This is a genomic window from Pseudomonas sp. RW10S2 (genome assembly GCF_014268985.1).
Taxonomy (GTDB): domain Bacteria; phylum Pseudomonadota; class Gammaproteobacteria; order Pseudomonadales; family Pseudomonadaceae; genus Aquipseudomonas; species Aquipseudomonas wayambapalatensis.
The window spans coordinates 1-25,605 of sequence record NZ_JABWRO010000036.1; the positions used below are offsets into that span (position 1 = coordinate 1).

At 63.2% G+C, this 25,605-nt stretch carries 25 protein-coding genes; 9 read left to right on the top strand and 16 right to left on the bottom strand.

Annotated elements, in window-relative coordinates; translation table 11 throughout:
- Positions 1-97 precede the first annotated feature (97 nt).
- Complete coding sequence (locus HU729_RS10330) at positions 98-961, bottom strand: universal stress protein (RefSeq protein ID WP_186668807.1); 864 nt, start codon at positions 959-961, stop codon at positions 98-100.
- Positions 962-1,113: 152 nt separating this feature from the next.
- Here HU729_RS10330 and miaE point away from each other — a divergent pair, with 152 nt between their 5' ends.
- The gene (miaE, locus tag HU729_RS10335; protein ID WP_186668809.1) at positions 1,114-1,731 is read left to right on the top strand and encodes a tRNA isopentenyl-2-thiomethyl-A-37 hydroxylase MiaE; all 618 of its coding nucleotides are present in this window, start codon (positions 1,114-1,116) and stop codon (positions 1,729-1,731) included.
- A 30-nt stretch (positions 1,732-1,761) separates the two neighbouring features.
- Here the strand turns inward: miaE and HU729_RS10340 are convergent, their stop codons facing one another.
- The gene (locus tag HU729_RS10340) at positions 1,762-2,082 is read right to left on the bottom strand and encodes a DUF883 family protein (protein WP_186668811.1); all 321 of its coding nucleotides are present in this window, start codon (positions 2,080-2,082) and stop codon (positions 1,762-1,764) included.
- 128 nt (positions 2,083-2,210) lie between these two features.
- On the opposite strand from HU729_RS10340, the gene HU729_RS10345 reads away from it, so the two are divergent.
- Positions 2,211-2,474: a hypothetical protein gene (locus HU729_RS10345; RefSeq protein WP_186668813.1), complete on the top strand. Its 264-nt coding sequence runs from the start codon at positions 2,211-2,213 to the stop codon at positions 2,472-2,474.
- Positions 2,475-2,477: 3 nt separating this feature from the next.
- Here HU729_RS10345 and HU729_RS10350 read toward each other — a convergent pair whose 3' ends face one another.
- Complete coding sequence (locus tag HU729_RS10350; RefSeq protein WP_186668815.1) at positions 2,478-2,966, bottom strand: LEA type 2 family protein; 489 nt, start codon at positions 2,964-2,966, stop codon at positions 2,478-2,480.
- A gap of 185 nt (positions 2,967-3,151) precedes the next feature.
- Between HU729_RS10350 and HU729_RS10355 the strand changes: the two genes are divergently transcribed.
- From HU729_RS10355 to HU729_RS10370, 4 genes are read left to right on the top strand one after another with little or no spacing between them, the layout of a single operon-like run.
- Positions 3,152-3,472, top strand: coding sequence for a hypothetical protein (locus HU729_RS10355; protein ID WP_151926147.1), 321 nt, complete (start codon positions 3,152-3,154; stop codon positions 3,470-3,472).
- Between the two features lie 25 nt (positions 3,473-3,497).
- Positions 3,498-4,646, top strand: coding sequence for a PQQ-dependent sugar dehydrogenase (locus HU729_RS10360; RefSeq protein ID WP_186709839.1), 1,149 nt, complete (start codon positions 3,498-3,500; stop codon positions 4,644-4,646).
- 54 nt (positions 4,647-4,700) lie between these two features.
- Complete coding sequence (gene zapE / locus HU729_RS10365; protein WP_186709840.1) at positions 4,701-5,801, top strand: cell division protein ZapE; 1,101 nt, start codon at positions 4,701-4,703, stop codon at positions 5,799-5,801.
- Positions 5,802-5,812: 11 nt separating this feature from the next.
- Positions 5,813-6,394 carry a DinB family protein gene (locus HU729_RS10370; RefSeq protein ID WP_186668821.1) on the top strand — a complete coding sequence of 194 codons (582 nt, stop codon included), beginning with the start codon at positions 5,813-5,815 and terminating at the stop codon, positions 6,392-6,394.
- A gap of 78 nt (positions 6,395-6,472) precedes the next feature.
- Here HU729_RS10370 and HU729_RS10375 read toward each other — a convergent pair whose 3' ends face one another.
- From HU729_RS10375 to yegQ, 6 genes are all read right to left on the bottom strand, one after another.
- Entirely contained in the window at positions 6,473-7,471 is a 999-nt protein-coding gene (locus tag HU729_RS10375) for an alpha/beta hydrolase (RefSeq protein ID WP_186709843.1), read from the bottom strand.
- Between the two features lie 75 nt (positions 7,472-7,546).
- Positions 7,547-7,984 carry a YqaA family protein gene (locus HU729_RS10380; protein WP_186709845.1) on the bottom strand — a complete coding sequence of 146 codons (438 nt, stop codon included), beginning with the start codon at positions 7,982-7,984 and terminating at the stop codon, positions 7,547-7,549.
- Positions 7,984-8,412, bottom strand: coding sequence for a DUF411 domain-containing protein (locus tag HU729_RS10385; RefSeq protein ID WP_186709847.1), 429 nt, complete (start codon positions 8,410-8,412; stop codon positions 7,984-7,986). The genes HU729_RS10380 and HU729_RS10385 overlap by 1 nt, the downstream gene beginning before the upstream one ends.
- A 12-nt stretch (positions 8,413-8,424) precedes the next feature.
- On the bottom strand, positions 8,425-9,231 hold the full coding sequence (locus HU729_RS10390) for a copper resistance protein B (protein WP_186709849.1): 807 nt from the start codon (positions 9,229-9,231) through the stop codon (positions 8,425-8,427).
- Positions 9,224-10,951 carry a copper resistance system multicopper oxidase gene (locus HU729_RS10395; RefSeq protein WP_186709851.1) on the bottom strand — a complete coding sequence of 576 codons (1,728 nt, stop codon included), beginning with the start codon at positions 10,949-10,951 and terminating at the stop codon, positions 9,224-9,226. The genes HU729_RS10390 and HU729_RS10395 overlap by 8 nt, the downstream gene beginning before the upstream one ends.
- Positions 10,952-11,101: 150 nt before the next feature.
- Positions 11,102-12,436 carry a tRNA 5-hydroxyuridine modification protein YegQ gene (gene yegQ / locus HU729_RS10400; protein ID WP_186709853.1) on the bottom strand — a complete coding sequence of 445 codons (1,335 nt, stop codon included), beginning with the start codon at positions 12,434-12,436 and terminating at the stop codon, positions 11,102-11,104.
- A 132-nt stretch (positions 12,437-12,568) separates the two neighbouring features.
- On the opposite strand from yegQ, the gene HU729_RS10405 reads away from it, so the two are divergent.
- Positions 12,569-13,630 carry an AI-2E family transporter gene (locus HU729_RS10405; protein WP_186709855.1) on the top strand — a complete coding sequence of 354 codons (1,062 nt, stop codon included), beginning with the start codon at positions 12,569-12,571 and terminating at the stop codon, positions 13,628-13,630.
- A gap of 6 nt (positions 13,631-13,636) precedes the next feature.
- Here the strand turns inward: HU729_RS10405 and HU729_RS10410 are convergent, their stop codons facing one another.
- From HU729_RS10410 to HU729_RS10425, 4 genes are all read right to left on the bottom strand, one after another.
- Positions 13,637-14,566 carry a methyltransferase domain-containing protein gene (locus HU729_RS10410; protein WP_186709857.1) on the bottom strand — a complete coding sequence of 310 codons (930 nt, stop codon included), beginning with the start codon at positions 14,564-14,566 and terminating at the stop codon, positions 13,637-13,639.
- Between the two features lie 9 nt (positions 14,567-14,575).
- Positions 14,576-15,799, bottom strand: a complete 1,224-nt coding sequence (locus tag HU729_RS10415) for a YcaO-like family protein (RefSeq protein WP_186709859.1) — start codon at positions 15,797-15,799, stop codon at positions 14,576-14,578.
- A 48-nt stretch (positions 15,800-15,847) separates the two neighbouring features.
- A complete protein-coding gene (locus tag HU729_RS10420; protein ID WP_186668837.1) occupies positions 15,848-15,997 on the bottom strand; it encodes a hypothetical protein in 150 nt (49 codons plus the stop codon).
- A 373-nt stretch (positions 15,998-16,370) separates the two neighbouring features.
- Positions 16,371-18,419, bottom strand: coding sequence for a TonB-dependent receptor (locus HU729_RS10425; protein ID WP_186709860.1), 2,049 nt, complete (start codon positions 18,417-18,419; stop codon positions 16,371-16,373).
- A 134-nt stretch (positions 18,420-18,553) separates the two neighbouring features.
- Between HU729_RS10425 and HU729_RS10430 the strand changes: the two genes are divergently transcribed.
- The gene (locus HU729_RS10430) at positions 18,554-19,174 is read left to right on the top strand and encodes a TetR/AcrR family transcriptional regulator (protein WP_186709861.1); all 621 of its coding nucleotides are present in this window, start codon (positions 18,554-18,556) and stop codon (positions 19,172-19,174) included.
- Positions 19,175-19,243: 69 nt separating this feature from the next.
- Here the strand turns inward: HU729_RS10430 and preA are convergent, their stop codons facing one another.
- The 3 genes from preA to hydA form a co-directional block, all read right to left on the bottom strand.
- Positions 19,244-20,518, bottom strand: a complete 1,275-nt coding sequence (gene preA, locus HU729_RS10435) for an NAD-dependent dihydropyrimidine dehydrogenase subunit PreA (protein ID WP_186668843.1) — start codon at positions 20,516-20,518, stop codon at positions 19,244-19,246.
- Positions 20,519-21,886: an FAD-dependent oxidoreductase gene (locus HU729_RS10440; RefSeq protein ID WP_186709862.1), complete on the bottom strand. Its 1,368-nt coding sequence runs from the start codon at positions 21,884-21,886 to the stop codon at positions 20,519-20,521.
- 131 nt (positions 21,887-22,017) lie between these two features.
- Entirely contained in the window at positions 22,018-23,457 is a 1,440-nt protein-coding gene (gene hydA / locus HU729_RS10445; protein WP_186709863.1) for a dihydropyrimidinase, read from the bottom strand.
- Between the two features lie 618 nt (positions 23,458-24,075).
- On the opposite strand from hydA, the gene HU729_RS10450 reads away from it, so the two are divergent.
- The gene (locus HU729_RS10450) at positions 24,076-25,566 is read left to right on the top strand and encodes an NCS1 family nucleobase:cation symporter-1 (RefSeq protein ID WP_186709864.1); all 1,491 of its coding nucleotides are present in this window, start codon (positions 24,076-24,078) and stop codon (positions 25,564-25,566) included.
- The last annotated feature ends 39 nt before the right edge of the window (positions 25,567-25,605 follow it).

The following is a 25,605-nucleotide window of genomic DNA, read 5'->3' on the forward strand; positions in this document are numbered from 1 at the left end:
AAGATTCATTTCGCAAAACCCCTATCTGCGTGAGCAGGTAGGGGTTTTGTCTTTCTGGCTGTCCAATACAGCGACTGAAAAGCCGATCTGGATCGCATCAGCCCCGCGCCAATTCGGCCAGGTGCGCCGTCGCTTCTTCGCTCTTGAGCACCAGTACATCCCCCTCAAGCGAATCAAGCACCACCTCGGCGGTATTGCCGATCAAGGCGCCAGATATCCCCGTGCGCGCCACGGTGCCGACGATGGTGACCACCGCATCGATCTGTTTCTCGGCATAGGGAATCAGTACATCGGCCGGCCCTTCGGCGACATGCAGGCGTTCTTCGCTGATATCGAACTCCGCCTGGAATGCCGAGCACGCTTCGCGGTAGCGTTTTTCGATGGTTTCGCTGAGCTGATACACAGGGTCTGACGCCGAGAGCATCGGCGAGGGATGAGCGCTGATGACGTGCAACTCGCCTTTGGCCAGTCTGGCGATCGCATAGCCATGGTCGATGATGCTGGCATGTAGTCGCCGATGATCCCCGTCCTGATTCCCCACATCCACCGCCGCGAGGATCTTGCCGCCGGTCCAGGGCCGTTCGCTTTTGACCATCAGCACGGCGCAGGGGCATTGGCGCAAGAGTTTCCAGTCGCTGGGTGTAAGCAGTGCCTTGCGCAGCGGATTGTCCGGACGATGCTCCTTGATCACCAGTTCGCACCCTTCGGCTTGCTGCACACTGACAATCGACTCGTGCAGCGTGTCATGCCAGGCCTGCTCATGGGTGACATTGTCGTAGCCATCATCATGCAGCTGGCTACTCAGCAGGCTGAGCAAGGCGCTGTGGTCCTGCTTCTTGTCGCACATCAGCAGATGCAGGCGTGCGCCGGTCACCCCGGCGATCAGCTTGGCCCGAGTCAAAGCCCGGCTGTGGGCGTGCTCGGGGTCGAGTACGACGAGGATGCTGCGAACGGCTTGCATGGGCATGACTCCCTTGGGATATGAAGACCAATGCCTGACTATAGTCGGCGGTCTGTGTCGCGCCGTTTGACGTGTATCAAGCATAGTCGCTGGCGATCGGCATCGCCCTCGGTATAATCCGCGCTCCTGCGATGTCACCCAGCTGTGAGCCTATGTCCCTGACCCCTGAAATCGACGCCTTCCTTGGCTGCCCTACGCCTGACGCCTGGATCGAAGCGGCGCTCGCCGACCAGGAAACCCTGCTGATCGACCACAAGAACTGCGAGTTCAAGGCCGCCAGCACTGCGCTCAGCCTGATCGCCAAGTACAACACCCATCTGGACTTGATCAACATGATGTCGCGCCTGGCCCGTGAGGAGCTGGTGCACCACGAACAGGTACTGCGCCTGATGAAACGTCGCGGCGTTCCCCTGCGACCTGTTTCGGCGGGACGTTATGCTTCGGGCCTGCGCCGCGTTGTGCGTGCCCACGAGCCGGTCAAGCTGGTCGATACCCTGGTAGTCGGTGCTTTTATCGAAGCGCGCAGCTGTGAGCGTTTCGCGGCGCTGGTGCCGCACCTGGATGAGGAGCTTGGTACCTTCTACCACGGCCTGCTCAAGAGTGAGGCACGTCATTACCAGGGCTACCTGAAACTGGCGCACCACTATGGTGAAGAAGCGGATATCGCGCGGGTGGTGGAGAAGGTGAGGGCAGTGGAGGCTGAGCTGATCAGCTCGCCAGACATGGAGATGCGCTTTCACAGCGGCATCCCGATGGCCCAGCCTGCCTGAGGGCGGCCGGGCCTGTGGAGGTGGGTCAGCTCACTGGCGACGGCCGAGCAGCAAGCCGACCACCAACCCGAATCCTGCGGAGATCGCGACGGTCTGCCACGGGTGGCCACCAATATATTCCTGCGTGGCATCTACCACCGGCTGTGCCTTCTGCCCCAGACGACTGGTGGCCTGGCGAGCCTGGCGCAGCTTCAGGCCGAGCTGGGCGCGCAAGGTGTCGGCTTCTTCGCCCACCAGTGAAGCGCTATCGTCGAGGAGCTTTTCGGACTCCTCGATCAAGGCCTGCAGCTCGCTGAACACCTGGTCCTTGATCTGATCGCTATCGGCTGTTGCGGTGGATTTCCTGGCCATGAACACGTCCTCGTAGGTGGATTGACTTGTACAGTGGATAACGGCGTGCGTCGAAAGTTGCAACGGCATACCGGCGGCTCGCCGCTACAGTGTAAGATAGCGCTCATTTTCAAGCGGCAGGAAAGACCATGAGTTTCAATCTGGCCAATAGAGACTTCGCCGAACGTGCACAGATCGAGGCGGAAAAATCACGACTGTTCCAGTTTTGGCAGAACAATCTCGGCAAGGCCAAGGGCGAGGCGGCCCGCATGATCGCCGAGAAGCCTCGACGCAAGGGCAAGTGGGCCGAATGGGTCCGTGCCGAGCTGGAGGGTATGTCGCCTCCGGAGTTCGCCGACATGGTGCGCAGCGAAGTCAACAGGATGATGGCGGCGGCCAGCGCCAACCGTTGATCCTCACCAGCCAGCACGCCCAGGCTGCGGTAAATCGAGCTTGCCTTTATCGGTGAAACGCACCGTGCCCAGCGGCCCACCGGCCAGCTTCCCGCGCAACACATAGGGCAATCCTTGTAGCGACTGGGTCTGGCTCAGGCCGTACGCCTGACGCAGGAACGAAAACGCGGTGATACTCACCGGGACCACGATCACCGCCTCGTCATATCGGCCGATATGCCCACGCTGGTCACTGACACCTGCTGCCAGCGGTTGATCGTTCACCTCCAGGTTCAGTGCAATACCGTTGAAGTCCACCGGCGTCTCGTTGGGGTTCTGCACGCGTATCTTCACGGCCATGCGCAACTCCAGGTCCTGTCCGGGCAGGGGCTCGATGCCGATGACATTGATGTTCAGCGGATCGCGGTTGTGCAGCAGCGCACAGGCATTGAGCGCCAGGGCCAGCAGCAGGGCCAGGCAAAGTCGGGCGGTGTTGCGCAAGCAGATGGTCATCGCAAGGGCCTTGGCTGGAGACGGCCTTTGAGTGTGGCAAATACGTCCCATCGTTGAAACCCTCGCTATCGGCCTGAAGGAAACATCGCGAATCAACTCCATTGGTTTTCATGCTTTTGTCGCGAACCTGAAGCGCCTTAGGCTATCCAACGCTTGGGCGCGATTTTTCGTACCGGAGATGAAGGATGAAACCTACACTGCCTTTCCTGGCCATCAGCCTGCTGCTGTGCCTTCCCGCTCACGCGGCACCCGTGCAGATGCCCTTGCTTGCTGCCAGCGACCGCAATAACCCCTACAACAGCCCAATTCAGCGCGCCAACCCCAACAGCCGCCAAGGCAGTGTGCCAGCGACGCCGCCGGTGCGCGGCCCCTCGACCCAGCCGATTGTGCGGCCACCGACGCTGGACAACCGCGGCATCGGTAACGGTGACAACCTGCGCCGTCAACAACAGACCCCGAACCTGGAACCCACTCGGCCACCGCGCGACTCACAACGTGCGCCCTGAGCCTCTTGATTGGAAGGATCCCTGCATGACGCCACGTATCTGGATGACCACCCTGGTTGCTGCCGCACTGTTCCCGTTATTGGCACAGGCTGCCGACGACAAGCAGTTTGCGAGCGAAGAAGGGCAATTGACCGTCAGTACCGTCGCTGATGGTCTGGCCTACCCGTGGGCTCTGGCATTCCTGCCGGGGGGCAAGGATATGCTGGTCACCGAACGCACGGGTAACCTGCGCATCGTTGGTGCCGAAGGCAAGGTCGGGCCGCCGCTGTCAGGGGTGCCCAAGGTCTGGGCGCAAGGGCAGGGCGGCCTGCTGGACGTGGTGCTTTCGCCGGAGTTCGCCAAGGATCGCACGGTCTATCTGTCGTATGCCGAGGAAGGCGCGGACGGCAAGGCGGGGACGGCGGTCGGACGTGGCCAGCTGTCGCAGGATCGCGCGCGTCTGGAAAATTTCACCGTGATCTTCCGCCAGCAACCCAAGCTGTCCGAGGGTAACCACTTTGGCTCGCGCCTGGTCTTCGACCGCGAGGGCTATCTGTTCATTGCCTTGGGCGAGAACAATCAGCGCCCCACCGCCCAGGACCTGGACAAGTTACAGGGCAAGCTGGTCCGCATCCTGCCCGATGGCGAGGTGCCCAAGGACAATCCCTTCGTCGGCCAGAAGAATGTGCGCTCGGAAATCTGGTCGTACGGGCACCGCAACCAGCAGGGCGCGGCGCTCAACCCCTGGACAGGCAAGCTCTGGACCCACGAGCACGGCCCGCGCGGCGGCGATGAGATCAACATCCCCGAGGCAGGCAAGAACTACGGTTGGCCGATCGCGACCCATGGCATCAACTACTCGCTGCTGCCGATCCCCGAAGCTAAGGGCAAGCATGTAGAGGGTATGGAAGATCCGCACCATGTGTGGGAGAAGTCCCCAGGCATCAGTGGAATGGCCTTCTACGACAGCCCGACCTTCAAGGCCTGGGATCACAACCTGTTCATCGGTGCGTTGGCCACTCAGGAGCTGATTCGCCTGCAACTCGATGGTGACAAGATCGTCCATGAAGAACGGTTGTTGGGGGAACTCAATGCGCGTATTCGCGATGTGCGGGTGGGGCCGGACGGCTACCTGTACGTGCTGACTGACGCCAAGGACGGGGCGCTGCTGAAGGTGGGCCTGCGCGAGGGTTGATGGCGGATCCGGGAAACCCCCATTACCATGGCGTTTTGCCTGCGATCCAAAGCCATGACGCCCTACGCCCTTTATCAGCAAGCCATCGAGCAGCAAGGCTTTGCCGCCGACCCTGCGCAGGCCGAGGCCGTTGCCGCCCTGCAGCAGTGCTTCGAGGCGCTGGAGCAGGGGCGCGGCGGCCAGGGCGTCTATCTATGGGGGCCGGTCGGGCGCGGCAAGACCTGGTTGATGGATCAGTTCCAGCAGTGCCTTGCGGCTCCTTCCCGGCGACAGCATTTTCATCACTTCATGGCCTGGGTGCACCAACGCCTGTTTCTGCTGGCTGGCACCGCCGATCCACTGCACGCGCTGGCCCGGGAGCTGGCCAGGGATATTCGCGTACTGTGCTTCGATGAGCTGTTTGTCAGCGATATTGGCGACGCGATCATCCTCGGTCGCCTGTTTCAGGTGCTGTTCGACCAGGGCGTGGTCATCGTCGCTACGTCCAACCAGCCGCCCGATCAGCTGTACCTCGACGGGTTCAATCGTGAGCGCTTCTTGCCGGCCATCGCCGCGATCCAGCGGCACATGCAGGTCATCTCCGTGGCCGGCGAGCAGGACCACCGCCTGCACCCTGGCGAACAGCGTCAGCGTTTCTGGATTGCCGAGGCGGGCAAGCCCAGCGCATTGGCCGAGGTATTCCGGCAACTGAGCGCGGATGACCCCGGCACCGACCAGCCGTTGCAGGTCGGTTCGCGGCAGATCCAAGTGATTCGCCGCAGCGAGCAGGTGATCTGGTGCCACTTCGCCGACCTGTGCGAGCAACCGCTGGCGGCGACTGAGTTCATGGCCCTGTGCGACCGCTATACGGCCATCCTGCTGGAGGGGCTGCCTGCACTGGGCGGGGTGCAACGTGCCGGGCGCATCGCCCGCGGAACCGAGGACGGCGCCCAGCGTGTAGTGGCCGGCGATCGCCAGCTACCGGCGCTGTCGCCCCGCGATGACAGTGTGCGGCGCTTCATCGCGTTGGTCGACGAATGCTACGACCGTCGGGTCGCCTTGTACCTGGAAGCCGAGGTCGCGCTCGAAGCGCTCTACACTCAAGGGTATCTGGCGTTCCCGTTCAGGCGGACCCTGAGCCGGCTGCGGGAGATGCAACTGCAACGCTTCGCCTGAAGGAGTCGACCATGGAGCTGCTGTCGCACCATCTGCTGACCCAGGCCTACAACAACGGCTGGGCCAACCATCGCCTGTACAAGGCATGCCTGCAACTGACCCACGACGAGTTCGTCGCCCCCCGTTGCAGCTTCTTTCCTTCGATCAAGGCCACGCTCAATCACCTGCTGACGGTGGACTGGTTCTACCTCAATGCCCTGGAGTGCGAGCAGCGCGGCGAAGCCCCCGAGGCCGATGGCGAGCGCTTCTTCGAGCCTGAGCAGCCGTTTGCCACCTGTACCGACCTGCATGCCCAGCAGGCCCAGGCCGACCAGCGACTGATCGCGTATTGCCGGCTGTTGCGTGACGACCAGTTGCGGCGCTATGTGAGTATCGTGCGGGCTGACCGGGTCCAGCGCGAGCAGCGCCTGCGCCTGCTCTCGCACCTGTTCGAACACCAGATCCATCACCGCGGGCAGGTGCATGCGATGCTCAGCGACACCTCGGTGCGCCCGCCGCAGCTGGACGAATTCTTCTGCGAGGAGGAAGCGCCCCTGCGCGCGGATGATTTTGCCGAACTGGGGTGGAGCGAAGGGCAGGTCTGGAGGGCGTGACAGCTTCGTTCACAGAGTCTGTTCAGGAGCGGCCTTGTGGCCGTAAAAGACCGCTCCCAGCCTGCAGCAAGGCGAGTGCTACTGCTGCAACCAGTTGATCAAGGCTTTGTGGAACACCTCAGGTTCCTCGATCTGCGGGGCATGCCCCATGCCTTCGAAGGTGACCAGTTGCCCTTGGGGGATCAGCTTGGTCACCTGCGGTCCGAGCACTGCGTATTTGCCCAGGCGTGCCTTGACCTCTGGCGGGGCAATGTCGCTGCCGATGGCGGTGGTGTCTTTGTCGCCGATCAGCAACAGCGTCGGCATCTTCAGGTCCTTGAACTCGTAGACCACCGGCTGGGTGAAGATCATGTCGTAGATCAGCGCCGAGTTCCACGCCACCGCTTCGTGCCCAGGCCCTTTGTTCAGGCCTACCAGCATCTGCACCCAGCGCTCGTATTCCGGCTTCCAGCGCCCGGCGTAGTAGGTGTTGCGCTCGTAGTTGCGCACCCCTTCGGCATCGAGCTTGAGTTCACGCTGATACCATTGATCGACACTGCGATAGGGCACGCCCAGGGCTTTCCAGTCCTCCAGGCCGATCGGATTGACCATGGCCAGGCGCTCCACCTGCTGTGGGTACATCAGCGCATAGCGGGTGGCGAGCATGCCACCGGTGGAGTGGCCCAGCACGCTGACCTTGTCGATGCCAAGCTGTTGGAGCAGTGCATGGGTGTTGTCGGCCAGTTGCTGGAAGCTGTATTGGTAATGCTCGGGCTTGCTCGAGGTGCAGAAGCCGACCTGGTCCGGGGCGATGACCCGGTAGCCGGCTTTGCTCAGGGCCTCGATGGTGGTTTCCCAGGTGGCGGCGCAGAAGTTCTTGCCATGCATCAGCACCACGCTGCGACCATTGGCCTTGCCCTGCGCAGGGACGTCCATGTAGCCCATCTGCAGGGCCTGGCCCTGTGAGGTGAAGGCGAAGTGCTGGAGTGGGTGAGGGTAGGTGAAACCTTCGAGCTGTCTGCCATAGGTGGGCGACTCGGCGGCGATGGCCGAGCTGCCGACGAGGCAGGCCAGGGCCAGGGCGGTTGCGCGCAGCATCGGGGTACTCCGTGTAGGTTCAAGTAGGAAAAGGCGACTGTAGCAGTCAGTTGACCTGCGGAACCGTGAAAGGTGTTACCCGCTGTGAAACCAGCCCAGGGTGATCATCGCGACCACCAGGTAGCGCCCGGCCTTGGCCAGGGTGACCAGCAACAGGAAGCGCCAGAACGGCTCGCGCATGATCCCGGCGATCAGGGTCAACGGATCACCGATCACGGGCATCCAGCTCAACAGCAGCGACCACTGGCCCCAGCGCTGGTAGCGCCGTTGTGCACCTTGCAACTGACTGGCGCTGAACGGAAACCAGCGTTTGTCACGAAAGCGCTCGATCGCTCGGCCCAGCAGCCAGTTGACCAGCGAACCGAGCACGTTGCCCAGGGTCGCAATCAGCAACAGCACAAGCCAGGCGTCGGGGGCGCGCAGGAGCAAACCGACCAGCACCGCCTCGGACTGCAGCGGCAGCAGGGTGGCTGCGCCAAAGGCGCTGAGAAACAGCGCCCAGAGACTGAGCATCAGTATTCGGCGACCACAGTGTCCTGGCCGTCCCGGGTCAGGCCGATGACCTGATAGGCATCCTTGTGGTCGCCCATTTCCATGCCGGGCGAGCCCATGGGCATACCCGGCACGGCCAGCCCCTTGAGATCGTTGCGTTTGGCCAGCAGGCGCACCTGTTCGGCGGGCACATGCCCCTCGACGAACTTGCCGTCGATCACGCCGGTGTGGCAAGACGCCAGGCGTGGTGCGACGCCCAGGCGCTGCTTGACCGCGCTCATGTTCGGCTCGACATGGTCGTTGACCGTGAAACCGTTGTCGCGCAGATGGCTGATCCACTGTTTGCAGCAGCCGCAGTTGGGGTCGCGGTAGACATCAATGACCTCGGCGGCCTGTGCCAGGCCACTGATGGCCAGCAGTCCAAAGGCCATCAGGTGTTTGCGTAGCATGGTCGAACTCCTTCAAAAACGCAGGCGCACACCTGCGACCAGACGGGTCTGCGCGGGGTCGTCGCCGTCTTCACGGGCCTGGTCGGCGCGGCTGCCGTGCAAGCGGTTGAAACTGACGCCGACATAGGGTGCGAAGCTGCGCGTGATTTCATAGCGCAGGCGCAGGCCTACTTCGCTTTCGGCCAGCCCCGAACCTTGCTCGCGCCCGGCATCGTTACGGCCGAAAAAGTTGGCTTCGAGGGTCGGTTCGAGGATCCAGCGATTGGTCAGCAGCATAGCGTAACTGGCCTCCAGGCGCAGCGCGGTCTGCTGTCGCTCACCGGCATAGGCGGTGGCCTCGAGCTCCAGCCCATACAGCGGCGTCCCTTGGATGCCGAACGCTGCCCAGGCCTGGCCGCTGGCAGGCTTGAAGTCCTGGCGTATACCGCCGACCAGCTCCCACCAGGGGCTGATGGCATGGCCCCAAAGCGCCTGCAGTTCGGCCTTGTGAGTGATGCCCTGTTCACGTTCACCTTCGCTGCGTAGCCACAGGCGATCGATGTCGCCGCCGATCCAGGCAGTGGCATTCCAGTTCAGCAGCCCGTTGTTGTCGAAGTGCTGGTATTCGAGTTGATCGACGATCACCGCCGCGTTCAGCGCATCGTCATGCACCTGGTGGCCCGACAGAGGGGGAAAGGCTGCGCGGCGGTCGGCATCGGTGATGACCGGCAACGCCGTGGTGGGCTGGGTCGGGTTTTGCTGCGCGCGCACCTCTTCGCTGGCCAGCAGCACCAGCAGGGTCACACTGGCCAGGAGCCAGCGGCTGTTGAGCTCATTCATCGACCCGTACCTCGCGGAACATGCCGGTCTCCATGTGGTAGAGCAAGTGGCAGTGGTAGGCCCAGCGGCCCAGGGCGTCGGCACTGACCCGATAGCTGCGCCGGGTTCCGGGCGGGATATCGAGGGTGTGCTTGCGCACCATGAAGTTGCCCTGTTCATCCTCCAGGTCGCTCCACATGCCATGCAGGTGAATGGGGTGGGCCATCATGGTGTCGTTGACCAGTGTGATGCGCACCCGCTCGCCATAGGTAAGGCGCAGTGGCTGAGCGTCGCTGAACTTCACGCCGTCGAATGACCAGGCAAAGCGCTCCATGTGGCCGGTCAGGTGCAGTTCGATGTCGCGTGAGGGTGGGCGGCCGTCGGGGTCTTCGAAGCGGCTGCGCAAATCGGCGTAGGTCAGCACCCGGCGGCCGTTGCTGCGCAGGCCGATACCGGGATCACCCAGGTGCGGGCGCGGCGCCATGGTCTGCATATCGACCAGCGGGTTGCCGCTCTCGCTGGCCGGGTGACGCTGCATGGCGGCCATTGCCGCGTGATTCATGCCGGCCATGTTGGCGTGGTCCATGCCAGGCATGTCTGCCATTGCGGCGCCGCCCATGCCGCCGTGCCCCATGTCGTTCAAGGTCAGCCGGGGGCGTGGGTCCGTTGGCGGGATGGGCGCCTGCTGGCCATGAGCATGGGCCAGGGTGCCACGGGCAAAGCCGGTGCGGTCCATGCTCTGGGCGAACAGGGTGTAGGCTGGGGCATCGCCCGGCTCGACCAGTATGTCGAAGGTTTCGGCCACGGCGATGCGCAGTTCGTCTACCGTCACCGGCACCACAGGCAGGCCGTCTGCGGCGATCACCGTGAGTTTCAGGCCGGGGATGCGGAAGTCGAAGTAGGTCATGGCCGAGGCGTTGATCAGGCGCAGGCGTACCGTCTCGCCGGGGCGGAACAGGCAGGTGAAGTTGCCCTCCGGTGGCTGGCCGTTGAGCAGGTAGCTGTAGGTGGCCGCGCTGATGTCGGCAAGGTCGGTGGGGCTCATGCGCATGTCGGCCCACATCAGGCGCTCGTCGACGGTCTTGCGCCAGCCGTCGCGCGCGACATCCTCGATGAAGTCACCCACAGTGAGCTTGTGGTAGTTGAAGGCGTCGGACTGCTTCTTGAGCGTCGCCAGCAGTGCTTCGGGGGCCTGGTCGCTCCAGTCGCTGAACAGCAGCACATGGTCGCGTTGGTAAGCGTGAGGCTCGGCCTCGCGGGGTTCGATGACGATCGCCCCATAGACCCCCGCCTGCTCTTGCAGCCCGGAATGGCTGTGGTACCAGTAGGTGCCACTCTGGCGCAGGGTGAAGTGGTAGAGGTAGTCTCCGCCAGGCTCGATGCCGGCGAAGCTCAGGCCGGGAACACCGTCCATGTTGGCGGGCAGGATGATGCCGTGCCAGTGGATCGAGGTGGGTTCGGTCAGACGGTTGCGCACGCGCAGGGTCACGCTGTCACCTTCGCGCCAGCGCAACTGCGGGCCGGGCAGGCTGCCGTTGACGGTGAGGGCCGTGCGCGGGCGGCCGGTGATGTTGACGGGAGTCTGGCCAACGTACAGTTCGAAGTCCTGGCCCTGCAGCGGTTGGCCTGGGCGATGGCCTTCGGCGGCGCTGGCCAGTGGGCGCCAGAGGCCCAGGCCGGCCACCGCGGTGGCGGCGCCGAGGCCTTTGACGAAGGTACGACGGGAGGGGCTGTGGGGCATGAATGGGCCTCAGGCAGGGCTTGGGTAGAGGCCTTGTCGCGATCGGGCGCGCCTTTCGAAGCCGCGGGCTTGCCTGCGAACGGGCCATGGAATAGCCCGATGATCCACCGCCATCCCTGTCAGCCAGCTGAGGCTGTCATTACAGCGCTGTCAGCTTAGGGCCTGCTGCGCAGGCAGGTCACGCATCAGCAACCCGAACTCGAGCGATACCTGTTCGGGAATCGGCAGGTACACCAGGTGCCCGTCGCCTGGCGCCACCTCGATGGCCTGGCCTTGTCGATCACCCAGCCGGTCGAGTTCGAAGTGGTAGTTACCGCGAGGGGTCATCAGTTCGAGGGTGTCACCCAGCGCAAAGCGGTTCTTCACCTTTACCTCGGCCAGCCCGCCGAAACGCAGGCCCGTCAGTTCGCCAACGAACTGCTGGCGCTCCGAAACCGAGTTGCCACGCTGGTAGTTCTGGTATTCGTCGTGCACATGGCGGCGCAGGAAACCTTCGGTGTAGCCGCGCTGGGCCAGGGACTCGAGGTTGTCCATCAGGCTGCGGTCGAAGGGCCGACCGGCGACAGCGTCGTCGATCGCCTGGCGGTAGGACTGCACTGCACGGGCGCAGTAGAAGTGCGACTTGGTCCGTCCTTCGATCTTCAGCGAGTGCACGCCCATCCGGGTCAGGCGCTCGACGTGCTGTACGGCGCGCAGGTCCTTGGCGTTCATGATGTAGGTGCCGTGTTCGTCCTCGAATGCGGGCATCTCTTCACCGGGGCGATTGCCCTCCTGCAGCAGGAACACCTGGTCGGTTGGGGCGCCAATGCCCAAGTTCGGTTCGCACTCGCGCACGATCTCGCCGGTGGCGTTTTCCCCTGCCGGGGTCGCCTGGTACTTCCAGCGACAGGCGTTGGTGCAGCTACCCTGGTTGGCGTCGCGCTTGTTCAGGTAGCCCGACAACAGGCAGCGCCCGGAGTAGGCCATGCACAGTGCGCCGTGGACGAAGACCTCCAGCTCCATGTCAGGCACCTGTTGGCGGATTTCCTCGATTTCTTCCAGCGACAGCTCGCGCGACAGAATCACCCGGCTCAGGCCCAGTTGCTGCCAGAACTGCACGCTGGCCCAGTTCACGGTGTTGGCCTGCACCGACAGGTGCACGGGCATCTGCGGGAAATGCTGGCGCACCAGCATGATCAGCCCCGGATCGGACATGATCAACGCATCGGGCGCCATCTCGATCACGGGCGCCAGGTCCTTGAGGAAGGTCTTGAGCTTGGCATTGTGCGGCGCGATGTTGACCACCACGTAGAAGCGCTTGCCCAGGGCGTGGGCTTCCTGGATGCCCTGGGCCAGGTTGGCGTGGTCGAATTCGTTGTTGCGCACCCGCAGGCTGTAGCGTGGCTGGCCGGCGTAGACCGCGTCGGCGCCATAGGCGAAGGCGTAGCGCAGGGTCTTCAGGGAGCCGGCAGGGGCCAGCAGTTCGGGCTTGGCGAGAAGGTTCATGGGTGCACCAGGGCAAAAGGTGCGGATGCTAAGGCGCGGCTGGCGAAGCAGTGTTGATCTGGGTCAAACGGCGTTGATGGCACTTTTGCCGCTTCGCTACGCACTAACGTCCAGGACAATCGAGGAATGCCCATGAATCAAACCGCTCTCCAGAATAGAGCCCTGGCCGTATTGCTGGCGCTGGTCACCGTCGCCTTCGTCTGGATCCTGTTGCCTTACTACGGCGCCATCTTCTGGGCCGTGATCCTCGGCATCCTGTTCGCGCCGTTGCAACGCAACCTGCTGCTGCGTTTCAACCGGCGGCGCAACCTGGCAGCCGGGGCCACCTTGGCCACCTGCCTGATGATTGCGATCCTGCCGGTGATCATCATCAGTGCCCTGCTGGTGCAGGAGGGCGCCACCCTGTACCAGCGCATTGAAAGCGGCCAGCTGGATATCGCCGGCTACATCGAGCGCGGCAAGGACATGCTGCCGCACTTCGTCCAGAACGGTCTGGACCGCATGGGCATGGGCAACCTCGATGGCCTGCGCGACAAGATCACCAAGTGGGCGACACAGGGCAGTCAGTTTCTGGCCGGGCAGGCATTCAGCTTCGGCCAGGGCACCTTCGACTTCCTGGTGAGTTTCGGCATCATGCTCTACCTGCTGTACTTCTTTTTGCGTGAGGGGCCGGAGCTGGCGCGCAAGGTGCGCCAGGCCGTGCCGCTACCCGAGCAGCAGAAGCGCCGCTTGCAGCTGAAGTTCAACCGGGTGGTGCGGGCTACGGTGAAGGGCAACCTGTTGGTGGCGATCACCCAGGGGGCTCTTGGCGGTTTGATTTTCTGGGTGCTGGATATTCCCAGTGCGCTGGTGTGGGCGGTGCTGATGGCGTTTTTGTCGCTGTTGCCTGCGGTGGGGGCCGGGATCGTCTGGGGGCCGGTCGCAGTGTATTTCCTGCTGACCGGCGCTATTTGGCAAGGCATCGTGCTGACGGCGTTCGGCGTGCTGGTGATCGGGCTGGTGGACAACCTGTTGCGCCCGATCCTGGTGGGCAAGGATACGCGCATGCCCGACTACCTGATCCTGGTGTCGACCCTGGGCGGTCTGGCGGTGTTCGGCCTCAACGGTTTCGTGATCGGGCCGCTGATCGCCGCGTTGTTCATCTCCAGCTGGACGATCTTCACCGAGAGCACGCCACAGGTGCAGTTGCCGTGAGGCTGTTCAGTCACGCTCCAGGATGAAGAACTGAAACAGCGCCTGGGTATCAGGGCAGGCGGCGATCGTACCGGTGACCTTCAGGCCCAGACGCTTGGCTTCGGGCTCGATGGCGACCAACACCGGGGTATGGCCGAAGACGATGATTACACCGGCTCGTCGCACACGTCGGCTCAATGCCTGTAAGAGGCGGGTGGCCTGCTGGCGGAGCATGACCTCGGCATTCAGGAAGCGCAGGATCAGCACGTCGCAACTGTCGGCGGCGGCCGAATCAGTGGCGTCGGCAATGTCGAACTTCAGGTTGGGCAGTCGCTGATGCATGCGGGCATGGGCGATCATGGCAGGGGATACGTCGCTGCCCAGGCACTGCGCGTCGGGCAGCCCTTGTGCGAGCGTTGCGATGAAGGTGCCGGTCGAGCAGGCGGGGTCGTGTATCACGGCGCCGGGAGCAAGGCGCTTTTTCAGTGTCGCCAGGCAGTGCTCGCGAAAATGCCGTTCCTGTGCGTCCAGGCGCCGAGCTAGCTGCGGGGTGTCATTCCAGAATGATGCAGGTGCTACTAGCTCTTGGCCCTGTTCGTCCACGACCGGAAAGGGGAAGTGGATGCTGGTGTCGTTGCTGCGCCGGGCCTGGGCGAACACCTGGTGTTTTTCGTCGGTGGACAGCGTCCGATAGTGCATCTGCAGGCGGTTGCCACACTGTCGGGTTCTGAGCAGCGGCCCCAGCAACATGGCCGGTGTCAGTCGGCTTCCCAACTGCCCCTGTTCATCCAGCAGCTTGCGCCCCAGGTATTCGAGGTTTTGCAGGCGGAGTATGAACAGGTTGTTCAGACCATGGCCAACAGGTTCTTCCAGCGTTGCGACCCCGCCTGGAGTATGGGCGCGCGAGGGCAGGTGCCGGGCCAGCCAGCGTTCGTGTCGGGCGTGTTCTGGTTGCATGGCGACCCCTCAAGGTTGCTGACTTCGGTGGGCGAGGCCCCTGGGCCCGGGGCAGACGACATTCCCGCTGCAGACGAGGTGGAAACGTTCGAGTCCGGGAACCACGACGTTCACCAGGCTGATGCCTTCGTGGCCTTGGAACAGCTGGCAGATACCGGCTTGCCTGCCATGGCGTTGAAGGTCTGCGTACAGATATCGCAGCTGTTGACGCACACTGCATCGAGGGCCTGGGTCAGGCAGCGCCACCGTGTGTCCTGCTTTTTCCAGCAGTACGTCGAGGTCGAACTGCAGGCACGATTGCAGGCGAGGAAAAGGCCGCAGCAGGCGTTCGGCCAGTTTCAGCTCATCCAGCGCACCGGGGGGGCGACTGTTGAGCTGTACCTGAACCAGTTCGGTGACCGCGCGGCGCACGGCATGCCAGGGGTCGAGCGAGGCGCCTGCGCCGAACAGCGCGCCATGCAGGCGTGATGCTTGCGACATGCGCAGTGCCAGATAGGTGCTGCTGGCAAACTCGCTGCTGATGTCCAGAACACCAATTGGCGCTTCCAGGCAGTCCTCGGCATGCTGCCAGATGCGTCCGAGCTCGGTGTGCGTGCCGGGTTTGCTTATCCAGCGCAAGGGGGAGGGTTGTCTGTAGTAGTAATGACGCAGGAAGAACAGCGACAGCGCATCGCGTTCGATGCTCTGGTTCAACGCATGCAGTATGGCTTCCTGGAGGGTTGCGCCGATGGCTGACCCATCATTGCTGCTGTAGCGTCGGAGCCCACGAAGGTCGAAGGTTTCGCCGGCAGCCGGGTGATCGGCGTAATCCGGCCGCGTGAGGCACAATGGATAGTCGAACAGCCATTGGCCGTCCAGGTCGTGGTAAGCCTGGCACGCCAGTTTCTCGTGGGGCTGTGCCGCAAGCCAGGGTTGCAGCATGTCATCTTGCAGGGTAGGCATTCGGGCCAAGTCGCTGGCCTCGTTGAGGTGATCATTACGGGTAAGGTGATCATCGAGAAAGTGCTCCAGTGCCTCGAAGCGTGCGCCGACCCGAGCTTCTTGCTCCAGGCCTTTTCCGCAGCCTTGGCTGGTAGCCCCGGTCTGTGAGCTGAGGCCTATGCGGGCCGAGCCGACCCATGTGCCTTCCCAGTGCTCTTCAACGTTCAGCGCCAGTTGTGCGAGTTGTTCATCGATGCGTTGCCTTGCCGTTGCCAGGGGGAGTTCACGTTCAGCCACGTACGTCATATGCATGCTGACTCCTGGGAGCAAGGCGGCTTGAGGGCCGCCTTGCAGGCTGGATTATTCGCGTTCGAGCTCGACGTGCTCGTGCTCGGCCAGTTGCATTGCGTCTGCGTGCTCGGTAGTCAGTTCGCCAGCCGCCTGATCAACCACGACCTCTGCTTCCAACTCGTTCAGTTTGTTGCTCATGCCACGATAAATGTATCCCATGGTGAAACTCCTTCTTGAACTCTGAGGGTTGTTGGCGGCGTTCTAAGGCCGCCGACGCAGTGTTCGTCAACAAGACGGTCTACGGAAAGGGAGGGTGCGCGGAGAGCCGTGTTAATGAAATGTGCGGTCACGGTTATGGCAGTTGACTGCATGCTTTCGCAGATCAATCCGCCCACACAGAGGGCTCAGGAGAAAGGAGGCGAGCTTTTGACAGCGGTCTGAGGGAAGGAATGAAGCAGTACCTTCGCGCAGTGTCTGTAGGCGCTTTCTATTTGAATGGCGATAACTGCTTTTTGGTCATGCTTTCATACTGCCTTCGATGTTTTTTCTGCATGGTCGAAGGCAATATGCTTGGCCGCCAGATGCTTTTGTATTATTTCAGCGTGTAAGAAACACCGATGTAGGCTGCAAAGCCCTCCCCAGGGGTCGAGCGCGCCATGTCGCTACCCTGGTCGTCATAGCCTGGGGTTACCGTGGCCGCATAGCGTTCGCCCGTCAGATTGCGCAGATCGATCCAGGTCTGCCAGTCCTGCTTCGGTGAGTCCCAGCCCAGGCGCGCGCCAAGCAAGGCGTAGTCGTCAGCGTGATAGCTGTTGGCGTAGTCAACCTGCACCTTCGAGGCCATCTGTGTATTCACACCGGCGTAGAAACCGCTGGGCCAGTCGTAGCGCAACTCGGCCTGGTAGTAATGCATCGGGATACCGGGCAGGCGGTTGTCGCCGAAGCGGTCATCGTCGCGGTAATGGAAGTCGCTGAAGGTGTAGGCCTGGCGCAGCGACAGCTTGCCGACGCCCGGCTGTTGCCACAGCGTGCTGTCCAGGCCTGCTTCGACGCCCTGGTGCACAGTGGGGCTGGCGTTGTACTCCTTGAACGGCTGGCCCGGCACGATTTCGACCGCCAGCAGTTCATGGCGCACCTGCGAGTAATACCAGGCCAGGTCACAGCGCCCCAGCACCGACTCGCCACGGGCTCCCAGCTCCAGCGTGGTGGCTGTCTGGTTCTGCATCTCGATGGGTTGCGTCGCGACGGTCGAACTCCAGATCAACGACCAAGGATGCGGTGGCTCGACGGAGCGGCTGAGGTTGCCGTAGACCTGGGTCTGCGGGTCGATGTCGTAACGCAGGCCCAGGCGCGGTGCATAGTCCCAGTCGTGCTGGCTGACCTTACCGCCGTTGGCAGGGAAGGTGACGGCACTTTCGCGGCGGGTGTAGATCATGGCAAGGCCGGTGGTCAGCCACAGGTTCGGCACCAGCTCCAGGTCGTTGCCCAGGTGCAGCACGGTGTCCGAGCCCTGGTAGCTGAAGTCGCGGCTGCGTGGGCCGAACACATCGCCATTGCGCACGAACTGCGAGGCGCCGCTGTTGGGCAGGTGCTTGGTAGTGCGCCAGCCAACGGTGGTCTTGCTCTCGTGGCCGAACAGGGTATCGCGACGCAGGTAGTTGAGCGTGCCGCTGACATCGGTGTAAGCCACTTTCAGGCGCATCGGGCCTTCGCGCAGGTCCATTGGGTAGTCGTGGTAGACCAGCTTGGCCTCCAGACGTGAGTCATCATCGAGGAAGAAGGTGGTCTTGTTGCCCACCCAGGTGCTGCCAGGCTGCGGACGGCTGTCATCGCGGGCGAGATAGGCCGGGTTGGCGGCGCGCGGGTGGTGCTTGATCTGGTCCTTGGTCAGGCGCCCGGCCAGGTCGTTCTCGGTTTCCCGGTAACGCAGGTAGAAGCGTGTTTCCAGATTCGGGTTGAAGCGATAGCCGACGTTGGCGGCGATGCCCTTGGCACTGCCGCTGCTGTGTCGCTGGTAGCCGTCGTACTCGGCGTCGGTCAGCGCCACGTAGTAGTCGAGATTGCCCAGTACCTGGCCAGAGCTGATGTGCCGGCGCTGGTAGCCGTGGCTGCCGGCCTCATAGCGCAGTTGCAGGGGCGCGGCGTCGTGGCCAGTTTGGGTCACGTAGTTGATCGCGCCGCCGAGGGCCAAGGCGCCCTGGTCGAAGCCGTTGGCACCGCGCAGCACCTCGGCACGGCTCAGCCACAAGGGTTCGAACAGCTCGTAGGGCGTACCGCCGGGGCCGGTCAGCGGCAGCCCGTCGAACATCGTGTAGACCCCCGAGCCATGGGCGCCTGGCGCGCGGTTGATACCCGAGCCCCGGATCGACAGCTTGATCCCGTCGTTGCCCGCCGACTGGGCGAATACCCCCGGCTGGTAGGCCAGTACATCCTGGTTGCTGGCCACACGCCCCTGGCCGACGCTGTCCATGTCCACCAGGTTGCTGGCGCCGGGTATCTCACGCAGTCGTTCGGCAGCGGCTTCCTGCTCGGACTGCTGGCGGTCCTGGATCAGCACCTGTTCGAGCTCGATGCGCTCGGCGGCGTGGGAGGCGGTGCCGGCCAGCAGGGCCAGCAGCGAGAGGGGGAGGTTCGGACGCATGGGCAGGGGGTTCCAGATCGGGTGCGGGTGTGTGACGCTGCAACTGTCAGACGAAGCACAGTTGTCGATCTGCAGAGCGCAGCGATGGCTCGTGCGTGTTAGCCTTGAGCGGTTCCTGCCGTTTCGGACGCCCTATGGCCAACCACAAGATCGAAATTCGCCGTCGCAATATCGAGAAAATTCTCCAGGCCGCCGAGCAGGTGTTCGCCGAGCAAGGCTACGGCGTCACTTCCATGGGCGACATCGCCGAGCGCGCGCAGTTGCCGCGTTCCAACCTGCATTACTACTTCAGTACCAAGGATGAGCTCTATCGTGCGGTACTGCAGGACTTGCTGGACGTCTGGAAGCAGGATGCCCTGTGTTTCGAGCGCTTCGAAGACCCACGCGTCGTGCTGACCAGCTATATCCGCGCCAAGATGGGACACTCGCGCTCGCGGCCGCTGGGCTCGAAAGTCTGGGCCGAGGAAATCCTCCACGGCGCGCCGCTGCTGGGCGACAGCCTGGACGATTCGCTGGTGCCCTGGGCGCAGTTGAAGGAAGCCAAGATCCGTCGCTGGGTGGAGGAGGGGCGCATCCTGCCGGTCGAGCCGTCGGCGCTGCTCTACATGATCTGGGCTTCGACCCAGCATTACGCCGATTTCGGTTACCAGGTGGCTTTGTTCAATGACGGCGAGCCGCTGTCGGACATGGCGTTCGAGCGGGCGGTGCAGACGGTGACCAGCGTGATTCTGCGGGGCATCGGGCTGGAGCCTTGAGCCTGCCGGGGTGCCTGACAACCCCGGCGAGGGATCTTGCAGGGTTCAAAATCTGAAGGCCAGCCCAGGTCAGCTCGCTTCACGATAGGGGTTGCGCGGATCCTGGGTCCAGTTCAGGTACGGCTTGCCGGTCTCCTGGGCCACCATGTCGATGCAGTTTTCAACCGGGCAGGTGATCTGGCACAGGTTGCAACCCACGCATTCGGCCTCGATCACGCTGTAGACATGCGTTCCATCGGCCTGCAGGGTGTTGGCGATGGCCTGGTGCGAGGTGTCTTCGCAGGCGATGTGGCAGCGTCCGCAGCCGATGCAGGCATCCTGGTCGATATGCGCTACCGACTTGTAGTTGATGTCCAGGTACTTCCAGTCGGTGGTGTGCGCCACGGCCTGGCCGCGGAAGGCTTCCAGGCTGCGGTGCCCGTGCTGGTCCATCCAGCGCGCCAGGCCATCTTTCATGTCTTCGACGATGCGAAAACCGTGCAACATCGCCGCCGTGCACACCTGCACCGCGCCGCTGCCCAGTGCGATGAATTCCGCGGCATCGCGCCAGTTGCCGATACCACCGATGCCGCAGATCGGCAGGCCCCGGGTTTCAGGATCGCGCGCAATCTCGGCGACCATGTTCAGCGCGATCGGTTTGACCGCCGAGCCGCAGTAACCGCCGTGGGTGCTCTGGTCTCCGACGATGGGGTGGGCGACCATGCGGTCCAGGTCGACACTGGTGATCGAGTTGATGGTGTTGATCAGCGACACGGCATCGGCGCCGCCTCGATGTGCGGCGCGGGCCGATTGGCGGATGTCGGTGATGTTGGGCGTGAGCTTGACGATCACCGGCAGCGAGCAGTGCGTTTTGCACCAACGGGTGACCATTTCCACGTATTCCGGCACCTGACCGACCGCCGCGCCCATGCCGCGCTCGGGCATGCCGTGGGGGCAGCCGAAGTTCAGCTCGATGCCATCGGCGCCAGTGGCTTCGACCAGCGGCAGGATGAACTTCCACGATTCCTCCACGCACGGCACCATCAGCGACACCACCAGCGCCCGGTCGGGCCAGTCCTTCTTCACCTGGGTGATTTCACGCAGGTTGATCTCCAGCGAGCGGTCGGTGATCAGCTCGATGTTGTTGATGCCCTGCACCTGACGGTTGGCGCCGAAGTGCGCGGAGTAGCGCGACGACACGTTGACCGCCGCCGGGTCCTCGCCAAGGGTCTTCCAGACCACGCCACCCCAGCCCGCCTCGAAGGCGCGGACTACGTTGTAGGCTTTGTCGGTCGGTGGCGCGGACGCCAGCCAGAAAGGGTTGGGTGCCTTGATACCGGCGAATTCGATGGACAGATCGGCCATTTACGCTGCCTCCACATTGAGCATGAGTTGGGCATGGATGGCTTCGGCGGCCAGCTTGCCATGTTGCACGGCCTGGACGGTGAGGTCCTGGCCCAGGGCGGTGCAGTCGCCACCGGCATAGATGCCGGGCAGGCTGGTGCGCATCTGCTCGTCGACGCGGATACGTTCGCCATCGCGCGCCAGTTGCGCCGCTACCGGGTCCTTGAGCGCTGTGTCATCGAAGCATTGGCCGATGGCCTTGAAGATCGCGTCGGCGGGCAGCTCGAAGGTTTCGCCGGTATCGGCCAGTTTGCCTTCGACCTGTTCGGTGCGTACGAAACGCATCCCTTTCACGCGGCCCTGGTCGTCCAGCAGCACAGCATCGGGCCGTGCCCAGGTGTGCAGGCGCACCTGGTTGGCCTTGGCGATGTCCTGCTCGTGGCCGGTGGCGCCCATGTCGGCGGCACCGCGGCGATACACCAGGTTGACGTCGCGCGCACCCAGGCGGCTCATCTGCACTGCCATGTCGATGGCGGTGTTGCCCGCGCCGATCACCAGGCAGCGGTCGGCCAGCGGCAGTTGGCTGAGGTCTTCGGCCTGGCGCAGTTCACGGATATAGTCGGTGGCGGCCAGCACCCCAGGGGCCTCCTCGTCAGGCAGGCCGAGCTGGCGCACGGCATTCAGGCCAAGGCCCAGGAACACCGCGTCGTACTGGTCACGCAATTCGCCCAGGGTGAGGTTGTCGCCCAGGCGTTGGCCATGGCGGATCTCGATGCCACCGATGCCGAGCAGGAAATCCACCTCACGCTGGGCATAGTCGTCCACCAGCTTGTAGCGCGCGATGCCGTACTCGTTGAGGCCGCCAGCCTTTTGCTGTGCCTCGAAGACCACCACGTCATGACCATGCAAGGCCAGGCGGTGCGCACAGGACAGCCCGGCGGGGCCGGCCCCGACCACGGCGATGCGTTTGCCGGTGCTGGGCGAGCGTTTGAACGGGTGCTCGCTGAAACCGGCGTTGTCCAGGGCGTAGCGTTGCAACTGGCCGATCAGCACCGGCGCGCACTCCTGGGCGTTGTTGCGCACGCACGCCTGCTGGCAGAGGATTTCGGTCGGGCACACGCGGGCGCAGCTGCCACCGAGGATGTTCGCCGACAGGATCCGCTCGGCGGCGCCCTGCAGGTTTTCATCACTGATGCGGTGGATGAATGAAGGGATGTCGATTTCGCTCGGGCATGCATTTACACAGGGGGCGTCGTAGCAGTACAGGCAGCGCGCGCTTTCCACGGCGGCCTGGCGTGCGGTGAGGGGTGGGGCGAGGTCGGTGAAGGCGTCGGCGAGCTGCTCGGCGCTGGCCCTCGGGCGCGGCAAGTGGTTCAGGGTGTCGATCACAGTTGTAGCCTCTCTCTTTTTTATGGGTACAGGCGGCGGTTACTCGCCCGTCCGTTCTGGGATGGCAGTCAACAGGTGTGTCTGGATTGTTATTGCCGGAGGCGCTGCGGCCCCCGGCTGTTATGGGCTGCTCAGCGGCTGACCGGTATCGGCCGCTGCTGCTCGGCCCGTCGCCCGAGGACCTCGTACACCGAGGGGTAGGCGGGCCTTTCCACATAGCGCCCCGCGCCCGGCTCGGCGCGCAGGTCGCCATCGGCCCAGAGCACTCGCCCCTGGCTGATGGTGTGGCTGGGAATGCCGCGCACCGTGCGACCTTCGAAGATGTTGAAGTCGACCTTCTGGTGATGGGTGCTGGCAGAAATCGTGCGTGTGCCCTGCGGATCCCAGAGCACCAGGTCGGCGTCGGCACCCACGCGGATGGCGCCTTTGCGTGGGAACAGGTTGAAGATCTTGGCCGTATTGGTCGAGGTCAGTGCCACGAACTCATGCATCGACAGGCGCCCGCTGTTCACGCCAGCGTCCCACAACACCGCCATGCGGTCCTCGATGCCGGCGGTGCCGTTGGGGATGCGGCTGAAATCATCGCGGCCCATGGCTTTCTGCTCGGCGCAGAAGCAGCAGTGGTCGGTGGCGGTGGTGTGCAGGTTGCCCGATTGCAAGCCGCGCCACAGGGCTTCCTGGTGTTCGCGCGGACGGAATGGCGGACTCATCACATAGCCGGCAGCGGTGGACCAGTCGGGGTTGCGATAGACGCTGTCGTCGATCAGCAGGTGCCCGGGCAGTACTTCGCCATACACCGGCTGGCCCTTGGCCCGAGCGTAGGTGATCTCATCCAGCGCTTCTTTGCTCGAGATGTGCACCAGGTACAGCGGTGTGCCCAGCGTTTCGGCAATACGGATGGCGCGGCTGGCCGCCTCGCCCTCGACCTGCGCCGGACGCGACAGCGGATGGGCCTCGGGGCCGGTGATGCCCTGGGCCAGCAGTTTCTTCTGCAGGTGGAACACCAGCTCGCCGTTCTCCGCATGCACGGTCGGTACCGCGCCCAGTTGCAGGCAGCGCTCGAAGCTGGCGACCAAGGTGTCGTCGGCGGCCATGATCGCGTTCTTGTAGGCCATGAAGTGCTTGAAACTGTTCACGCCGTGGTGGGCGACAAGTTCGCCCATTTCCTCGGCGACCTGCTCGCTCCACCAGGTGATTGCGACGTGAAAGCCATAGTCGCTGGCCGACTTCTGCGCCCAGCCGCGCCAGGTGTGGAAGGCCTCCAGCAACGACTGCTGCGGGTTGGGGATGACGAAGTCGATGATCGAGGTGGTGCCGCCGGCCAGGCCTGCGGCGGTGCCGCTGAAGAAGTCCTCGCTGGCCACGGTGCCCATGAATGGCAACTGCATGTGAGTGTGCGGGTCGATGCCGCCGGGCATCAAGTATTGGCCGCTGCCGTCCAGGACCTGGCAACCGCTGGGCACTTCGAGGTCTTTGCCAATGGCGCGGATCAGGCCATCGGCACACAGGACATCGGCGGGATAGCTTTCTTCGTGGGTAACCACGGTGGCGCCACGGATCAACAGGGACATACCGTCTTCCTCGCAGGCTGACCGGTCGTTTTGCCGGTTCTTGAAATTGTTTTTTGCCAGCGGTTGGAGGTTGCGTTGCAATCCTGTCAGTGCTGACAAGATTGGAATCTAGATGCTGATCAAGGATTGATCAAGAAAAAATTTTATGAGTTTACATATTCAGTAAATAATTGAAATTTAAGGTTTTTTTGAATAAATCACCAAAATGGACAGGCTGCTCACCATTTTGACGCACTTGACAAGAAGCAGATTTGGTCAAGATTTTCCATGCGAAATCAGCCGTTTGAAACCTGGCTTGCCGGCGCGAACCACGCCGCGCAAAAACCAGGCTGCACCAGATTGAAACCCGGTGCGCAGGCCAGGGCAGGCCTCCACCAGCAAAACGTCAGGGCAGGGCATGACCGTACCTTTCCCTGGCGCAACTCAATGCCTTGCAAATCAGTGAATTACCTCCAGTCGGCGGTAGCCGGCAGGGTTGGCCCGGGCCAATCCGGCATGCAATTTGAGTGCGGCCACAACCGCCAGGCCGGACCGGAGGTGCAGTACAGGTGAGATGTGTAACTCCGGCCATCGATTCAGCCGATGAGCGAATAACTAGAACAATCTGGAGAAGGCCCCATGCAACAGAGCAGATCGCAAGTGATCGAGCAGCACGGGCTGTACGAGCTGTCCGAAGGCACTGACGTCCTCGACAGCCCTCGCTACAACCACGACATCGCTCCGACCAAGGTGCACCAGCGTACCTGGAACAAATGGCACATCACCGCCTTGTGGGTCGGCATGTCCATCTGCGTCCCCACCTACACCCTCGGCGGGGTACTGACCGCCTACTTCGGCCTGAGCGTCGGCGAGGCGCTGCTGGCGATCTTGCTGGCCAACCTCATCGTGCTGATTCCGCTGACCCTCAACGCTTTTCCCGGCACCAAGTACGGCATTCCCTTTCCGGTACTGCTACGCGCTTCGTTCGGCATCCTCGGCTCCAATGTGCCGTGCCTGATCCGCGCGGTGGTGGCGTGCGGCTGGTTCGGTATCCAGACGATGTTCGGCGGTCTTGCCATCCACCTGTTTTTGGGTTCGCTGTTCGATGGCTGGAAGAGCCTGGCCGGAACCGGCGAGGTGATCGGTTTCATGCTGTTCTGGCTGCTCAACCTTTGGGTGGTGCTGCGCGGCTCGGAGTCGATCAAGTGGCTGGAAACCCTGTCGGCACCGCTGCTGGTGGCGGTGGGCGTCGGCCTGCTGTTCTGGGCGCTGCCGCACATGTCGATGAGCGAACTGCTGGCCCAGCCGCCCAAGCGCCCGGAAGGCGCCAGCGTGATCGGCTATTTCTGCGCGGGGCTGACGGCGATGGTCGGGTTCTGGGCCACGCTGTCGCTGAACATTCCCGACTTCAGCCGCTACGCCAGAAGCCAGAAGGACCAGATTCTCGGGCAGATCTTTGGCCTGCCACTGACCATGTTCCTGTTCGCAGCCCTGGGTGTGGTCATGACCGCCGCCTCGGCATCGCTGGTGGGGGAAACGGTGTCGGACCCGGTGAACCTGATCGGACGTATCCAGAGCCCGGGCTGGGTGGCGCTGGCCATGGCGCTGATCATCATCGCCACGCTGTCGACCAACACGGCGGCGAACATCGTCTCACCGACCAATGACTTCCAGAACATCGCCCCGCGCCTGATCGGGCGCAGCCGTGCGGTGTGGCTGACCGGTTTCATCGGTTTGGCGCTGATGGGCCACGAACTGCTGAAAAAGCTTGGCTGGATCGTTTCCGACCTGAGCCTCGAGAGTGTCTATTCCAACTGGCTACTGGGCTATTCGAGCCTGCTCGGGCCGATTGCCGGGATCATGGTGGTGGACTACTTCCTGATCCGCCGCCAGCAACTGGACCTTGCCGGGTTGTACCGCGATGACGTGTACCCGGCCTGGAACTGGGTCGGGTTCCTGGCGTTCGCGGTGCCGGTGGCGCTGACCGTAATGTCGATCGGCAACAGCCGCTTCAGCTGGTTCTACGACTATGGCTGGTTTACCGGTTCGCTGCTGGGGGCGGGGCTGTACTACGTCCTGGGCCGCGTCGCGGTGCGTGGAACGGCGCGCCTGGCCAAACCATCACCCTGAATCTGGCTGGCCGCTACAGCCGAATCACCAGAACAAGAA

What these genes read in the sequence shown, in the direction of transcription:
- HU729_RS10330 (WP_186668807.1), bottom strand. Translation starts at nt 961, where the DNA reads ATGCAAGCCGTTCGCAGCATCCTCGTCGTACTCGACCCCGAGCACGCC.
- miaE (WP_186668809.1), top strand. Translation starts at nt 1,114, where the DNA reads ATGTCCCTGACCCCTGAAATCGACGCCTTCCTTGGCTGCCCTACGCCT.
- HU729_RS10340 (WP_186668811.1), bottom strand. Translation starts at nt 2,082, where the DNA reads ATGGCCAGGAAATCCACCGCAACAGCCGATAGCGATCAGATCAAGGAC.
- HU729_RS10345 (WP_186668813.1), top strand. Translation starts at nt 2,211, where the DNA reads ATGAGTTTCAATCTGGCCAATAGAGACTTCGCCGAACGTGCACAGATC.
- HU729_RS10350 (WP_186668815.1), bottom strand. Translation starts at nt 2,966, where the DNA reads ATGACCATCTGCTTGCGCAACACCGCCCGACTTTGCCTGGCCCTGCTG.
- HU729_RS10355 (WP_151926147.1), top strand. Translation starts at nt 3,152, where the DNA reads ATGAAACCTACACTGCCTTTCCTGGCCATCAGCCTGCTGCTGTGCCTT.
- HU729_RS10360 (WP_186709839.1), top strand. Translation starts at nt 3,498, where the DNA reads ATGACGCCACGTATCTGGATGACCACCCTGGTTGCTGCCGCACTGTTC.
- zapE (WP_186709840.1), top strand. Translation starts at nt 4,701, where the DNA reads ATGACGCCCTACGCCCTTTATCAGCAAGCCATCGAGCAGCAAGGCTTT.
- HU729_RS10370 (WP_186668821.1), top strand. Translation starts at nt 5,813, where the DNA reads ATGGAGCTGCTGTCGCACCATCTGCTGACCCAGGCCTACAACAACGGC.
- HU729_RS10375 (WP_186709843.1), bottom strand. Translation starts at nt 7,471, where the DNA reads ATGCTGCGCGCAACCGCCCTGGCCCTGGCCTGCCTCGTCGGCAGCTCG.
- HU729_RS10380 (WP_186709845.1), bottom strand. Translation starts at nt 7,984, where the DNA reads ATGCTCAGTCTCTGGGCGCTGTTTCTCAGCGCCTTTGGCGCAGCCACC.
- HU729_RS10385 (WP_186709847.1), bottom strand. Translation starts at nt 8,412, where the DNA reads ATGCTACGCAAACACCTGATGGCCTTTGGACTGCTGGCCATCAGTGGC.
- HU729_RS10390 (WP_186709849.1), bottom strand. Translation starts at nt 9,231, where the DNA reads ATGAATGAGCTCAACAGCCGCTGGCTCCTGGCCAGTGTGACCCTGCTG.
- HU729_RS10395 (WP_186709851.1), bottom strand. Translation starts at nt 10,951, where the DNA reads ATGCCCCACAGCCCCTCCCGTCGTACCTTCGTCAAAGGCCTCGGCGCC.
- yegQ (WP_186709853.1), bottom strand. Translation starts at nt 12,436, where the DNA reads ATGAACCTTCTCGCCAAGCCCGAACTGCTGGCCCCTGCCGGCTCCCTG.
- HU729_RS10405 (WP_186709855.1), top strand. Translation starts at nt 12,569, where the DNA reads ATGAATCAAACCGCTCTCCAGAATAGAGCCCTGGCCGTATTGCTGGCG.
- HU729_RS10410 (WP_186709857.1), bottom strand. Translation starts at nt 14,566, where the DNA reads ATGCAACCAGAACACGCCCGACACGAACGCTGGCTGGCCCGGCACCTG.
- HU729_RS10415 (WP_186709859.1), bottom strand. Translation starts at nt 15,799, where the DNA reads ATGCATATGACGTACGTGGCTGAACGTGAACTCCCCCTGGCAACGGCA.
- HU729_RS10420 (WP_186668837.1), bottom strand. Translation starts at nt 15,997, where the DNA reads ATGGGATACATTTATCGTGGCATGAGCAACAAACTGAACGAGTTGGAA.
- HU729_RS10425 (WP_186709860.1), bottom strand. Translation starts at nt 18,419, where the DNA reads ATGCGTCCGAACCTCCCCCTCTCGCTGCTGGCCCTGCTGGCCGGCACC.
- HU729_RS10430 (WP_186709861.1), top strand. Translation starts at nt 18,554, where the DNA reads ATGGCCAACCACAAGATCGAAATTCGCCGTCGCAATATCGAGAAAATT.
- preA (WP_186668843.1), bottom strand. Translation starts at nt 20,518, where the DNA reads ATGGCCGATCTGTCCATCGAATTCGCCGGTATCAAGGCACCCAACCCT.
- hydA (WP_186709863.1), bottom strand. Translation starts at nt 23,457, where the DNA reads ATGTCCCTGTTGATCCGTGGCGCCACCGTGGTTACCCACGAAGAAAGC.
- HU729_RS10450 (WP_186709864.1), top strand. Translation starts at nt 24,076, where the DNA reads ATGCAACAGAGCAGATCGCAAGTGATCGAGCAGCACGGGCTGTACGAG.